This is a genomic window from Pseudomonas sp. W15Feb9B (genome assembly GCF_000828175.1).
Lineage (GTDB): Bacteria > Pseudomonadota > Gammaproteobacteria > Pseudomonadales > Pseudomonadaceae > Aquipseudomonas > Aquipseudomonas parakoreensis.
On sequence record NZ_JTKF01000042.1, the window covers coordinates 14856 to 28505 of the forward strand.

Below are 13650 nucleotides of genomic sequence, written 5' to 3' on the forward strand. Positions count from 1 at the left end.
GGTCTTAACCTCGCGCCTCTGTGTGACCGGAGCCTTCAACACTGGCAGCCAGAATGGCCAGAACCAGTTGCTGGAAGTCCAGACCGGCAGCACGGGCCGCCATCGGCACCAGGCTGTGATCGGTCATGCCCGGTGCGGTGTTCACTTCCAGGAACCAGAACTGCCCGTCGGCGTCCTGCATCACGTCCGCCCTGCCCCAACCGGCAATACCCAGCGCCTCACAGGCCTTGGCCGTGAGATCCATGAGTTCCTGTTCCTTGGCGGCATCCAGCCCGCACGGAATGCGGTACTGGGTATCGTTGGCGATGTACTTGGCGTCGTAGTCGTAGAACGTGTGCGGTGTACCCAGGGCGATAGGAGGCAACACCTGGTCACGCAGGGTGGCGATGGTGAACTCCGGACCTTGAATCCATTGTTCAACCAAGACTTGCGAATCGTAGGTACTGGCCGCTTTCCATGCGTCGATCAACTCGGACGCAGAACTCACTTTGGCCATCCCGATACTTGAACCTTCATGCGCCGGTTTGACGATCAAAGGGAAGCCCAGTTCCGTCGCCGCGGAAATACAATCGGCTTCGCTGCACAACACGGCGTGACGCGGCGTCGGAATCCCGAGGCTGTGCCAGACCTGCTTGGTGCGCAGTTTGTCCATCGCCAGTGCCGAGGCGAGGATGCCGCTGCCGGTGTAGGGAATGCCGGCGCATTCGAGCAGGCCCTGCATGGAGCCGTCTTCACCGCCACGACCGTGGAGAATGATGAACGCACGGTCGATCTTTTCGCTCAGCAGACGCTGCAGAAAATCCTCGCCGACGTCGATCCCGAACGCGTCCACACCCGCGCTTTGCAGCGCGTCGAGCACAGCGTTACCGGACTTCAGCGAAACCTCACGCTCGGCACTCATGCCACCGAACAGCACGGCGACCCGGCCGAAGTCTTTCGGCGCGATGGTGGAGAACAGGTTGGCGTAGGCAGCAGTCATTTCAACTTCCCCTCGACCGACGCCGCCACGGCGCCGGCGAACAATTCACTTTTCAACAGCTTCGGCGCGAGACCGCCGATATCCCCGGCGCCCTGGCACAGCAGGATGTCGCCGGCACGCAGTAGCGGCTTGACCAGCGGCGCGAGGTCGACACCGCGCTCGATGTAGATCGGGTCGAGCTGACCGCGCTGACGGATGCTGTTGCACAACTTGCGGCTGTCCGCGCCCGGGATCGGCTCTTCGCCGGCCGGATAGACTTCCATCAGCAGCAGCACGTTGGCATCGGCCAGTACATTGACGAAATCGTCGTACAGATCGCGGGTGCGGCTGTAACGATGCGGCTGGTAGACCATCACCAGACGGCGCTCCGGCCAGCCACCGCGCACGGCTTTGATCACCGCCGCGACTTCGGTCGGGTGGTGACCATAGTCGTCGACCAGCATCACGTTGCCGCCGTCCACCGGCAGTTCGCCGTAGACCTGGAAGCGTCGGCCAACGCCCTGGAACCCGGACAGGCCCTGAACGATAGCTTCATCACTGACGCCTTCGTCGGTAGCGATGCAGATGGTCGCCAGCGAGTTGAGCACGTTGTGGTTGCCCGGCATGTTCACGGAAACATCCAGCGGCTCGCGGTCAGGACGCAGCACGGTGAAGAACGTCTGCATGCCTTGCTGGCGCACATTGATCGCGCGCACGTCGGCGTCTTCGCTGAAGCCGTAGGTCACGGTCGGACGCTTGACCAGCGGCAGGATTTCACGCACCACCGGATCGTCCAGGCACATCACGGCCAGACCGTAGAACGGCAGGTTGTGCAGGAACTCGACGAAGGTTTTCTTCAGTTTGTTGAAGTCACCGTCGTAGGTCGCCATGTGGTCGGCGTCGATGTTGGTAACCACCGCCACCAGCGGTTGCAGGTGCAGGAAGCTCGCATCGCTTTCGTCGGCTTCGGCGATCAGATAGCGGCTGGTGCCGAGCTGGGCATTGGTACCCGCCGCGTTCAGACGGCCACCGATGACGAAGGTCGGATCCAGGCCACCGGCCGCGAACACCGAAGCGATCAGGCTGGTGGTGGTGGTTTTGCCATGCGTACCGGCGACGGCGATGCCGTGGCGGTAGCGCATCAGCTCGGCGAGCATCTCGGCACGCGGCACCACCGGGATACGACGCTCAAGGGCGGTCGCCACTTCCGGGTTGGAAGTGTTCACAGCGCTCGAGACCACCAGTACGTCGGCGGTGGCAGCGTTCTCGGCACGGTGGCCGATATAGATGTGCGCGCCGAACGATTCCAGACGCTCGGTCACCGGCGAAGCCTTCAGGTCGGAACCGGACACTTCATAGCCCAGATTCAACAACACTTCAGCGATGCCGCACATGCCCACGCCGCCGATACCGACGAAGTGGATACGACGGATACGGCGCATTTCCGGTTGTGGCATGGCTTTCTGATTCTCAACCATGGGCCACCTCCAGACAGGTATCGACCACGCTACGGGTGGCATCGGGTTTGGCCAGACGGCGGGCCGCTTGGGCCATTTCTTCGAGTCGTTGCGGTTGCATCAAGACCTCTGTCAGGCGCGCGGCAAGGTCCGCGGCACCAGTCGTTCTTTGCGGCATCACGAAGGCAGCGCCTTCACGGGCCAAATAATCGGCGTTGCGGGTCTGGTGATCGTCGATCGCGTGGGGCAAAGGCACCAGCATCGAGGGCAGACCAACGGCGGCCAGCTCACTGATGGTCAGCGCGCCAGCGCGGCACACCACCAGGTCAGCCCAGCCATAGGCCTGGGCCATGTCTTTGATGAACGGCTGCACCTGCGCATCCACGCCGGCGGCGCGGTAGCGCTCTGCAGTCACTTCATCGTGGTTTTTGCCGGCCTGATGAAACACTTCCGGACGCAAATCGGCAGGGACTTGCGCCAAGGCTTCAGGCAGCAACTTGTTCAACGGTTCTGCGCCCAGGCTTCCGCCGAGGATCAGCAAACGCGCTTTGCGCCCGGCCAGAGCCGGTCGCGATGTTTCGCGGAACAGCTCGCTGCGCACCGGGTTTCCGGTGGTACGGCGGGTGTCCGACAGAGTAAAGGTGTCGGGGAACGCTTCACACACCCGGGCGGCGAACGGCACCAGCAACCGATTGGCGGTGCCGGCCACGGCGTTCTGTTCGTGAACGATCACCGGAACACCGGCCAGTTTCGCGGCAATCCCGCCAGGCCCGGTCACATAACCACCGAAGCCGACCACGCAGACTGGACGCAGCTTGCGAATCACCGCCCGCGCCTGCCACACCGACTTGAGCAACATGAACGGCGCCTTGAGCAGCGACAGCTTGCCCTTGCCACGCAAACCCGTGGCATTGATGCGGTGCAGTTCAAGACCTGCAGCCGGCACCAGATCGTTTTCGATCCCGCGTGGCGTGCCGAGCCAGTGCACGGTGTAACCGCGTGCCTGGAATTCGCGGGCACAGGACAGCGCCGGGAACACGTGGCCGCCGGTGCCGCCAGCCATGATCAATACGTTAGCGCCCATGGTTCGGCTCCTCGGCGAAGTCGCTCTCATGGAATTCCATCTCTTCACTGCCCAGGTGGGTCCGACTCTCCCACTCGATCCTCAGCAACAGGCCAAGGCAGGCGCAGCAGATCACCAGGGAACTGCCGCCATAACTGAGGAACGGCAGCGTCAGGCCCTTGGTCGGCAACAGGCCGACGTTCACGCCGATGTTGATCAGGAACTGACCGATCCACAGGAACGACAGGCCGTAAGCCACATAAGCGGCGAAGAACTGCTTTGCTTTCTCCGCCCACAGACCGATGTACATGCCGCGAATACACACGAAGACGAACAGCGCAACGGTGCACAGCGAACCGACGGCGCCCAGCTCTTCGGCCAGCACCGAGAACACGAAGTCGGTGTGCGCTTCCGGCAGGTAGAACTGTTTCTGCACGCTGTTGCCCAGGCCAACACCCAACCACTCACCGCGACCGAAGGCGATCAACGCCTGCGACAACTGATAACCGGCACCGAACTGGTCGGCCCATGGGTCAGCGAAGTTGGTCAGACGCGCCATTCGATAAGGCTGCATCTGGATCAGCAACACCACGGCTCCGACTGCCAGCACCACCATCAGCGAGAAGCGGAACAGCCCGACCCCGCCAAGGAACAGCATCGCCGCCGCAGCCCCCATCATTACCACGGTGGCACCGAAATCCGGCTCCATCAGCAACAGGCCCGCCATTGGCAGCAGCACGATGAACGGCTTGAAGAAGCCCATCCAGCTCTCGCGCACTTCTTTCTGCCGACGCACCAGATAACCGGCGAGGTAGATCACCACAAACACCTTGGCAATCTCGGACGGCTGAACGTTGAAGAAACTGAAACCGATCCAGCGCATCGACCCGTTCACTTCACGGCCGATCCCGGGGACGATCACCATCACCAGCAGACCGAATGCACCGATCAGCATCATCCAGCCCAGACGCTGCCAGGTGGCGATTGGAATCATCATGGTGATGATGCAGGCACCCAGGCCCAGCGCCACATAGATCAGATGGCGAATCATGTAGTACAGCGCGCTGCCCGACTGCGCCGCCGCCACTTCGGTGGAGGCCGAGGCAATCATGATCAGGCCCAGGCCCAGCAGCGCCAGGCAGCCGGCGAGCATCGGGAAGTCGAGGTCGATGCCACGGCCGGTAATGATCGGCGACGGGTACGGCTTGATGATATTGCGCAGGCTCATGCCAGATCCTCCACGGCGCGGACGAACTGGTGACCACGGTCTTCGTAATTCTTGAACATGTCGAAACTGGCGCAGGCCGGCGACAGCAGCACCACGTCACCCGGTTGGGCGACCGCGCGGCATTGCGCAACGGCGTCGACCAGCGAGGTGGCGCGAATCAGCGGCACGGCGTCACCGATGGCTGCGCCGATCTTGTCGGAGTCGCGGCCCATCAGGATCACGGCGCGGCAGTTGGCCGCCACCGGATCGCGCAAGTCGTTGAACTCGGCACCCTTGCCGTCGCCACCAGCGATCAGCACGACCTTGCCGTCGATGTCCGCACCGAGGCCTTCGATGGCGGCCAGTGCGGCGCCGACGTTGGTGGCCTTGGAATCGTTGTAGTAACCGACGCCATCGAGATCACGCAGCCACTGGCAGCGGTGTTCGAGGCCGGTGAAGTTACGCAGGGCATCAAGCATGGCGTCGAACGGCAGGCCGACCGCATGCCCCAGCGCCAGCGCCGCGAGGGCATTGGCCTGGTTATGCGCGCCGCGCACTTTCAGTTCGCGCACCGGCATCAGGTTCTGGAATTCGAAGGCCAGGTATTTCTCGCCGTCTTCTTCGCGCAGGCCGAAGGCCTTGAAATCCGGTTTGTTCAGGCCGAAGGTCCAGCACGGCTGGCCCTCGCCGATCAGCGGACGGCTGAGTGCGTCCTGACGGTTGACCACGAACTGCTTCGCGCCACGGAAGATCCGGTGCTTGGCCAGGTGATAGGCCGGCAGGCCGCTGTAGCGGTCCATGTGGTCTTCGCTGATGTTCAGCACAGTGGCCACTTCGGCGTTGAGCTGGTCGGTGGTTTCCAGCTGAAAACTCGACAGCTCCATCACGTACAGCTCGACGTCGTCGCTGAGCAGGTCCAGCGCCGGCGTGCCGAGGTTGCCGCCCACCGCGACGCGTTTGCCGGCCGCAGCCGCCATCTCGCCAACCAGGGTGGTGACGGTGCTTTTCGCGTTGGAACCGGTGATGGCCACGATCGGCGCCCGCGCGTTACGCGCGAACAGCTCGATATCGCCGGACATTTTCACGCCACGGGCGGCAGCGGCTTGCAGGGCCGGGGTCGCCAGCGCCAGGCCGGGGCTCACGTAGAGCTCGTCGGCACGGCACAGGAATTCGACGTCCAGCTCGCCACAACGCACTTCCACGTGCGGATAGTCACGCTTGAGCGTGGCCAGTTCCGGTGGATTGTCCCGCGTATCGGCGACGGCAAACGACACGCCCCGGTTCGCCAGGAAGCGAACCAGGGACATGCCGCTCTTGCCGAGGCCGACAACGATGCGGAAGTGGTCAGAAGCGATCAGAGACACTCGTTCTACCTCAGCTTCAGGGTGGCAAGGCCGATCAGCACGAGAATCACGGTGATGATCCAGAAACGGACGATCACGCGTGGCTCGGGCCAGCCCTTGAGTTCAAAGTGGTGGTGAATCGGTGCCATGCGGAACACACGGCGCCCGGTCAGCTTGAAAGAAGCAACCTGGATAACCACCGACAGGGTTTCCATCACGAACACGCCGCCCATGATGAACAGGACGATTTCCTGACGGACGATCACTGCGATGGTGCCCAGTGCCGCGCCGAGTGCCAGAGCACCGACGTCGCCCATGAACACTTGCGCCGGGTAGGTGTTGAACCAGAGGAAGCCCAGACCGGCACCGATCAGCGCGCCGCAGAACACGATCAGTTCGCCCGCGCCCGGCACGTAAGGGATCAGCAGGTATTCAGCGAACTTCACGTTACCCGACAGGTAGCAAAAAATCCCCAGACCACCGCCGACCATCACGGTTGGCATGATCGCCAGACCGTCGAGGCCGTCGGTCAGGTTGACCGCGTTGCTCGAACCGACGATCACGAAGTAGGTCAGCACGATGAAACCGGCGCCCAGCGGAATGCTGTAGTCCTTGAGCATCGGCAGGATCAGCGTGGTCTCCACAGGCGTGGTGGCGGTCATATAAAGGAAGATCGCTGCGCCCAGGCCAAAGACCGACTGCCAGAAATATTTCCAGCGGCTTGGCAAGCCACGGGAGTTCTTCTCGATCACTTTGCGGTAGTCGTCGACCCAGCCAATGGCGCCGAACAGCAGAGTCACCAGCAGCACGACCCAGACGTAGCGGTTGCTCAGGTCAGCCCACAACAATGTGCTGACACCGATGGAAGACAGAATCAGCGCGCCGCCCATGGTCGGCGTACCCGACTTGGACAGGTGCGATTGCGGGCCGTCGTTACGAACGGACTGGCCGATCTGACGGTTCTGCAGGGTGCGGATCATCCACGGGCCATAGCACAGCGACAAAACCAGCGCGGTCAGCACACCGAGGATCCCGCGCAGGGTCAGGTACTGGAAGACCGCGAAGCCTTTGTAGAACTGTTGCAGATACTCCGCTAGCAGCAGCAGCATTAATGTTTCTCCAGACTGGACCCGCACAGAGCCGCAACGATGTTTTCCATCGCTGCACTGCGCGAACCCTTGATCAAAATAGTGGTGTTTGTGTCCTGCTCGGCATCGAGGGCCTGGATCAGTTCGGCTTGCGTGCCGAAGTGATGCGCCTCTTGGCCGAATGCGTTCACGGCGTGGACCATGTTCGGCCCGACCGCGTAAAGCGCGGAAACCTTGCCCCGGGCGTATTCGCCCACGTCGCGGTGCCCCTGCTCCGCCCAGTCGCCCAACTCGCCGATATCTCCGAGCACCAGGACGGTGCGGCCGGAAAAGCCGGCGAGTATATCAACGGCAGCGCACATGGAGGTGGGGTTTGCGTTGTAAGTGTCATCGATCACGCGCATGCCGTTCTTCGCCAGTTGCGCGACGGTGCGGCCCTTGACCGGTTGTACCGCGCCAAGCCCGGTGGCAATGCCGAACAGCGACACGCCCAGGGCGTGAGCAGCAGCAGCGGCCGCCATGGCGTTGGCGACGTTATGGGTGCCGAGCAGGTTCAGCTGAACGTGCTCCACACCTTCAGGTGTATGCAGTTTGAAAGCCGGGCAGCCCCGGGCATCGGTGCTCAGGTCACTGGCGTAGAAATCTGCCTGCGGATTGCTCAGGGAGAAGGTCAGCACCTTGCGTGCGCCGGCGCGCAGTTTCCAGATTCCGAAGGCCTTGTCGTCGAGGTTGAGCACGGCAATACCATCCGCCGCCAGACCGTCGATGATCTCGCCCTTGGCCTCGACGATTTTTTCCGGCCCGCCGAACTCGCCAACGTGGGCAGTGCCCGCGTTGTTGAGGATCGCCACGTGCGGCTTGGTCAGCCCGACGGTGTAGGCGATTTCACCCAGACGCGAAGCGCCCAGTTCGATCACGGCGGCGGTGTGCTCCGGCGCCAGTTCAAGCAGGGTCAGCGGTGCGCCGAGATCGTTGTTCAGATTGCCGCGAGTCGCCAGCACCGGACCGCGGGTACGCAGGATGCTCGCGAGCATTTCCTTGACCGTGGTCTTGCCGCTGGAGCCGGTAATGGCCGCCACCGGTTGCGTGAACGCGGCACGGTTCAGCGCACCCAACTGGCCGAGGGCCTGACGGGTGTCCTTGACCAGCAGTTGCGGCAAGGTGCTGTCGGCGACTTCACGCTCGACCAATGCCGCCACCGCGCCTTTGCCGGCGACATCGTTCAAGTAGTCATGACCGTCAAAGCGCGGGCCAGTCAGGGCAATAAACAGTTGGCCAGCGGTGATCGCACGGCTGTCGATACTGACGCCATCGAAACTGGCATCGCTGCTGATCAGACGTGCGTCGAGCACGTTGGTCAGTTCGCTCAATGTCAGGGCCTTAAGCATGGGCCACCTCCCACGCGGTGAGGGCATGATCGGCCTCGACCAGATCGGAGAAAGCGTGCCGCTCGCCGTTGATTTCCTGATAGTCCTCGTGACCTTTGCCGGCCAGCACGATCACGTCATCGGCCGATGCAGCAGCGATCAGCTGGGCAATCGCCTGACCACGGCCGGCGACGAAGGTGACTTTATCCACAGCAGTGAAACCGGCGCGGATGTCATCGAAAATCTGCGCCGGGTCTTCGGTGCGCGGGTTGTCATCGGTGACCAGTACGCGATCGGCCAGACGCTCGACCACTTCGGCCATCAGCGGACGCTTGCCGCGATCACGGTCACCGCCACAGCCGAACAGGCACAGCAACTGGCCTTTGACGTGTGGGCGCAGCGCGGTCAGAACTTTTTCCAGGGCATCCGGGGTGTGCGCGTAATCGACCACCACCAGTGGCTGAGTGCCGCCACCCAGACGCTGCATGCGCCCGGCCGGGCCTTCAAGTTTCGACAGCACCTTGAGGATTTCGTCGAGCGCATAATCCAGACCGAGCAAGGCGCCGACCGCCGCCAGCACGTTGCTCAGATTGAAACGACCAAGCAGCGTGCTGCGCAGATGGTGTTCGCCCTGCGGCGTGACCAGCGTGGCGCGTACGCCGTGGTCATCGAACTGCGCTTCGCGGACATACAAATAGGCGCTGCTGTCGAGCAGGCTGTAACTGATCAAACGCGACTCGCGTTTTTCGCCGGCCAACTGCCGACCGAAATCGTCGTCGAGGTTGACCACGCGGCACTTCAGGTCATTCCAGGCGAACAGCTTGGCCTTGGCCTCGGCGTACGCCTGCATGGTGCCGTGATAATCCAGGTGGTCGCGGGACAGGTTGGTCATCACCGCGACGTCGAACGCCAATGCAGTGACCCGGCCCTGATCCAGACCGTGGGACGACACTTCCATGGCCACGGCTTTGGCCCCGGCCTTTTTCAGGTCGGCCAGAGTGGCTTGCATGGCGATCGGATTCGGCGTGGTGTGCAGACCGCTTTCCAGCGCGCCATGGAAGCCGGAACCCAGCGTACCAACGATGCCGCAATGCTGACCAAGCAGATCGAGTGCCTGCGCGACCAGTTGGGTCACGCTGGTTTTGCCATTGGTGCCGGTAACACCGATCAGGTTCAAGTGATGGCTCGGCTCGCCATAAAAGCGCCCGGCGATGTCGGACAGCTGCGCCGCCAGGCCTTTGACCGGAATCAACGGTACTTCGGTGATCGGCAGCACGGTGGCGCCTTCCACTTCGTAAGCAACTGCCGCCGCGCCGCGCTGCAAGGCATCGGCGATGTGCGCACGGCCATCGAACTTGCCACCGGGCACGGCGAGGAACAGGTCGCCCGCGCGCACGTTGCGGCTGTCCAGCGCCAATTCACGGATCAACAGATCATGGCCGGCGTGGGGGAATATCTTGTTCAGACTCAGAGACATCAGCCGCGCCCTCCATTGGCTTTCAGCGGAACGACCGGGGTAGCGTTGGCCTGTTGGGTAGTCGGCAGGTTGTCCGGGGTCACGTTCATCAGGCGCAGGGTGCCGGACATCACACGGCTGAACACCGGCGCCGACACCAGACCACCGAAGTAACCGGCCTTGGACGGTTCATCGATCACCACCACGATGGCGTAACGCGGATCACTCATCGGCCCGAAACCGGCGAACAGCGAGCGGTAGGAGTTTTCGGCGTAGCCCTTGGTGCCCACCGACGTTTTACGCGCAGTACCCGACTTGCCGGCCACGTGATACGCCGGCACCTGCGCACGGAACACGCCGCGCGGTGCTTCGATCACTTGCTGCAGCATGCCTTGCATGGTTTTCGCGACCGCTTCCGGCAATACCTGAGTGGTCTGCGGCGGCTTGTCGGTTTTGATCAGCGTCAGCGGTGCGAGACGACCGTTGTTGGCCAGCGCCGAGAATGCGTGCACCAGTTGGATCGCGGTCACGGAAATACCGTAGCCATAAGACAGTGTCGCGGTTTCGGCTTTGCGCCAGTCGCGGTAGTTCGGCAGGTTGCCGACGCGCTCGCCCGGAAAGCCCAGGCCGGTGTCCTGGCCGAGTCCGACTTTCTGTGCGAGACGGTAAATGGTCTCACCGCCGATATCGAACGCGACCTTACTCATGCCGACGTTACTGGAGTTGATCAGAATCCCGGTCATGTCCAGCACCGGGCCTTCGGTCTTCGAAACGTCCTTGATCGTGTACTTGCCGATCTGCAGCGAGCCCGGATACACCTCGACGGTGTCGGTCGGTTTCCAGCGCCCGGATTCGATCGCGGCACTCATCGAGATCGCTTTCATGGTCGAACCCGGTTCGAACACGTCGATCATCGCGCGGTTACGCATCATCGCCGGTTGCAGGTTGCGACGGTTGTTCGGGTTGTAGGTCGGCTGGTTGACCATGGCGAGGATCTCGCCGGTCTTCACGTCCATGATCACCAGGCTGCCAGCCTTGGCGCCGTTCTCGATGATCGCGTTGCGCAGCTCGCGGTTCGCCAGGTATTGCAGACGCAGGTCAATCGACAACGCCAAGGGCTTGCCGGCCTTGGCGTTCTTGGTGACCTGGACATCCTTGATCAGCCGACCGCGCCGATCCTTGATGACCTGCCGCTTGCCCGGCACCCCGGCCAGCCACTCGTCGTAGGCCAGCTCGACGCCTTCGCGCCCGTGATCGTCAATGTCGGTAAAGCCGACCATGTGCGCGGTGACTTCACCGGCCGGGTAGAAGCGGCGGAATTCTTCGATGCCGTAAACGCCCGGCACTTTCAGGTCGAGCACAGCCTGGCCCTGCTCAGGGGTCAGCCCGCGCACCAGGTAAATGAATTCTTTGTTGGCCTGAGCTTCGAGACGTTCGGCCAGGGCTTTCGGATCCTGCCCCAGCGCCGCGGCCAGTGCCGGCCACTTCTCTTTGGCCGTCTGCATTTCCTTGGCGTTGGCCCACAGCGTCGTCACCGGGGTACTCACGGCCAACGGCTCGCCGTTACGGTCGGTGATCAGACCACGGTGAGCAGGAATCGGGATGTGACGGAGACTGCGCGCGTCGCCCTGTCCCTTGAGGAAGTCACGGTCAACCACTTGCAGGTCGATGATGCGCCAGCAGATCGCCGCGACCATCACGCCGAGCAGAGCCACCATCAGGCGGAAGCGCCACGGGAAGAGTGCGCCTTCGAGTTTCATCATGGCGCCACCATCTTCACGTCAGCCGCGCCCGGAATGTGCATTTTCAATTGTTCGGTGGCCAGCACTTCGATGCGGCTGTGCGCAGTCCAAGTGCTTTGCTCGAGAATCAGGCGCCCCCACTCGGCCTGCGCCTTGTCGCGCACGCTGAGTTCGTTGTAAAGGGTGTTAAGCAACTGCCGGTTCCAGTGCGCGCTGTAAGACACGCCGATGGCCGACACGAGCACGCCGACAAACAGCAGCAGCATGATAAAGCTGCCGCCCGGCAGGGGCTTGGCGAAAAGCTTGCTCACCGCAACTTCTCCGCGACACGCATGACAGCGCTACGGGAACGTGGGTTGGCTTTGAGCTCGGCGTCGGAGGCCGTCTGCGCTTTGCCATGGATTTTGATTTTCGGTTCGAACGCCACGTGGCGCACAGGCAGGTTGCGCGGCAGGTTGTCGGCTTCGCCTTTCACCAGTTTGCGCATGAACAGTTTGACGATGCGGTCTTCCAGCGAGTGGAAGCTGATGACCACCAGACGGCCACCGACTTCCAGAGCATCCAGTGCGGCTTCGAGGCCGGCTTCCAGATCGCCCAGTTCGTTGTTGACGTGAATACGCAAACCCTGGAATGCACGGGTCGCCGGGTTCTTGCCCTTCTCCCACGCCGGGTTGGCAACTTTCAGAACTTCCGCCAGATCGGCGGTGCGCTCGAATGGCTTGATGTCGCGGCGCTCGGCCACGGCACGGGCCATGCGCCCGGAGAAACGTTCTTCGCCGTATTCCTTGAACACCCGGGCGATTTCTTCCACGGGCGCGGTGTTGACGAATTCGGCGGCGCTGATGCCACGGGACGGATCCATGCGCATGTCCAGCGGGCCGTCATTGAGGAAACTGAAGCCGCGCTCGGCGTCATCCAGTTGCGGCGACGACACGCCGAGGTCGAGCAGGATGCCGCTGACCTTGCCGCTCAGCCCTTGTTCGGCAACCACCGAACCCAGTTCGGCAAAGCTGCGCTGCACAACGACAAAGCGGCCGTCTTCGGCCGCTAGCGTTTGCCCGGTGGCAATCGCTTGAGGATCCTTGTCGAATCCGATCAGCCGGCCGTCCGGCCCGAGCTGGCTGAGGATCAGCCGACTGTGCCCGCCGCGCCCGAACGTACCGTCCAGATAGCAGCCATCAGGACGTACGGCGAGAGCCTCGACGGCTTCGTCAAGCAGTACGGTGATGTGGTTAAAGCCGCTATCAATAGTCACAGGATCAAATCACGCAGTTCGTCAGGCATGGCGCCCGGTTGTTGAATAGCAGCAAGGTCAGCGGCAGACACCGCGTTCCATGCATCCTCGTCCCACAATTGGAACTTGTTCAGTTGGCCCACCAGCATCGCTTTCTTATCAAGCTTTGCGTATTCGCGCAGACGCGGTGGAACCAGAAAACGACCACTGCCGTCGAGCTCGAGGTCGACGGCATTACCAATCAATAAACGCTGCAGGCGACGGTTCTCTTCGCGCAGCGAAGGGAGTGCACGCAACTTGGTTTCAATAATTTCCCACTCGTCGAGCGGGTAGACACACAGGCACGGATCAACGGCATCAATGGTCACGATCAACTGGCCGGAACTACGCGAAACGAGCTCGTCACGGTACCGGCTCGGCATGGCGAGACGGCCCTTAGCATCGAGACTGATAGCGTTAGCTCCGCGAAACACGTCAGCGTTTCTCCAATTTTTATCGTTTTGAGCTCAAAAAACCCACTTCATGCCACTTTCCGCCACTTGCGCACACTATAGGAATGCGCCCACCACACCGTCAAGGCGCGGATTAAAGGAAAACCCTTACAGAACGGAGATTTAGGAGCTTAAAAGGAGGGGCAACGACAATTTGGCGGATACTTTTGACCAATAACTTGATGCAGCACTGAAAGCTGCGCTCGGAAGTTAAAGTGATTTGTTAAGAGTAAGATTTTTTCGG

12 protein-coding genes are annotated in these 13650 nt (G+C 62.1%); all 12 read right to left on the reverse strand.

Features of this window, described 5'->3' with window-relative positions; translation table 11 throughout:
* Positions 1–4 precede the first annotated feature (4 nt).
* The 12 genes from OC71_RS21365 to mraZ are packed head-to-tail and all read right to left on the reverse strand — an operon-like array spanning position 5 to position 13388.
* Entirely contained in the window at positions 5–979 is a 975-nt protein-coding gene (locus OC71_RS21365) for a D-alanine--D-alanine ligase (RefSeq protein ID WP_041073145.1), read from the reverse strand.
* Complete coding sequence (gene murC / locus OC71_RS21370) at positions 976–2436, reverse strand: UDP-N-acetylmuramate--L-alanine ligase (protein ID WP_007961634.1); 1461 nt, start codon at positions 2434–2436, stop codon at positions 976–978. Before murC ends, OC71_RS21365 begins: the two co-directional genes overlap by 4 nt.
* Complete coding sequence (gene murG, locus OC71_RS21375) at positions 2429–3499, reverse strand: undecaprenyldiphospho-muramoylpentapeptide beta-N-acetylglucosaminyltransferase (protein ID WP_041073147.1); 1071 nt, start codon at positions 3497–3499, stop codon at positions 2429–2431. The genes murC and murG overlap by 8 nt, the downstream gene beginning before the upstream one ends.
* Positions 3489–4706, reverse strand: coding sequence for a putative lipid II flippase FtsW (gene ftsW, locus OC71_RS21380; protein WP_003228018.1), 1218 nt, complete (start codon positions 4704–4706; stop codon positions 3489–3491). Before ftsW ends, murG begins: the two co-directional genes overlap by 11 nt.
* Positions 4703–6049 (reverse strand): UDP-N-acetylmuramoyl-L-alanine--D-glutamate ligase, encoded by a 1347-nt coding sequence (gene murD, locus OC71_RS21385; protein ID WP_041073149.1) that lies wholly within the window; start codon positions 6047–6049, stop codon positions 4703–4705. The genes ftsW and murD overlap by 4 nt, the downstream gene beginning before the upstream one ends.
* Positions 6050–6054: 5 nt before the next feature.
* Complete coding sequence (gene mraY / locus OC71_RS21390) at positions 6055–7137, reverse strand: phospho-N-acetylmuramoyl-pentapeptide-transferase (RefSeq protein ID WP_025109289.1); 1083 nt, start codon at positions 7135–7137, stop codon at positions 6055–6057.
* Entirely contained in the window at positions 7137–8504 is a 1368-nt protein-coding gene (gene murF, locus OC71_RS21395) for a UDP-N-acetylmuramoyl-tripeptide--D-alanyl-D-alanine ligase (RefSeq protein ID WP_041073152.1), read from the reverse strand. Before murF ends, mraY begins: the two co-directional genes overlap by 1 nt.
* Entirely contained in the window at positions 8497–9960 is a 1464-nt protein-coding gene (locus OC71_RS21400; protein WP_041073154.1) for a UDP-N-acetylmuramoyl-L-alanyl-D-glutamate--2,6-diaminopimelate ligase, read from the reverse strand. The genes murF and OC71_RS21400 overlap by 8 nt, the downstream gene beginning before the upstream one ends.
* Positions 9960–11699 carry a penicillin-binding protein 2 gene (locus OC71_RS21405; RefSeq protein ID WP_174376919.1) on the reverse strand — a complete coding sequence of 580 codons (1740 nt, stop codon included), beginning with the start codon at positions 11697–11699 and terminating at the stop codon, positions 9960–9962. The genes OC71_RS21400 and OC71_RS21405 overlap by 1 nt, the downstream gene beginning before the upstream one ends.
* Positions 11699–11992 carry a cell division protein FtsL gene (ftsL, locus tag OC71_RS21410; protein WP_041073157.1) on the reverse strand — a complete coding sequence of 98 codons (294 nt, stop codon included), beginning with the start codon at positions 11990–11992 and terminating at the stop codon, positions 11699–11701. Before ftsL ends, OC71_RS21405 begins: the two co-directional genes overlap by 1 nt.
* Positions 11989–12936, reverse strand: a complete 948-nt coding sequence (gene rsmH, locus OC71_RS21415) for a 16S rRNA (cytosine(1402)-N(4))-methyltransferase RsmH (protein WP_041073160.1) — start codon at positions 12934–12936, stop codon at positions 11989–11991. Before rsmH ends, ftsL begins: the two co-directional genes overlap by 4 nt.
* Complete coding sequence (gene mraZ / locus OC71_RS21420; RefSeq protein WP_003228026.1) at positions 12933–13388, reverse strand: division/cell wall cluster transcriptional repressor MraZ; 456 nt, start codon at positions 13386–13388, stop codon at positions 12933–12935. The genes rsmH and mraZ overlap by 4 nt, the downstream gene beginning before the upstream one ends.
* Positions 13389–13650: the final 262 nt, after the last annotated feature.

Coding starts and splice junctions, on each gene's coding strand:
- OC71_RS21365 (WP_041073145.1), bottom strand. CDS start 979: ATGACTGCTGCCTACGCCAACCTGTTCTCCACCATCGCGCCGAAAGAC.
- murC (WP_007961634.1), bottom strand. CDS start 2,436: ATGGTTGAGAATCAGAAAGCCATGCCACAACCGGAAATGCGCCGTATC.
- murG (WP_041073147.1), bottom strand. CDS start 3,499: ATGGGCGCTAACGTATTGATCATGGCTGGCGGCACCGGCGGCCACGTG.
- ftsW (WP_003228018.1), bottom strand. CDS start 4,706: ATGAGCCTGCGCAATATCATCAAGCCGTACCCGTCGCCGATCATTACC.
- mraY (WP_025109289.1), bottom strand. CDS start 7,137: ATGCTGCTGCTGCTAGCGGAGTATCTGCAACAGTTCTACAAAGGCTTC.
- murF (WP_041073152.1), bottom strand. CDS start 8,504: ATGCTTAAGGCCCTGACATTGAGCGAACTGACCAACGTGCTCGACGCA.
- OC71_RS21400 (WP_041073154.1), bottom strand. CDS start 9,960: ATGTCTCTGAGTCTGAACAAGATATTCCCCCACGCCGGCCATGATCTG.
- OC71_RS21405 (WP_174376919.1), bottom strand. CDS start 11,699: ATGAAACTCGAAGGCGCACTCTTCCCGTGGCGCTTCCGCCTGATGGTG.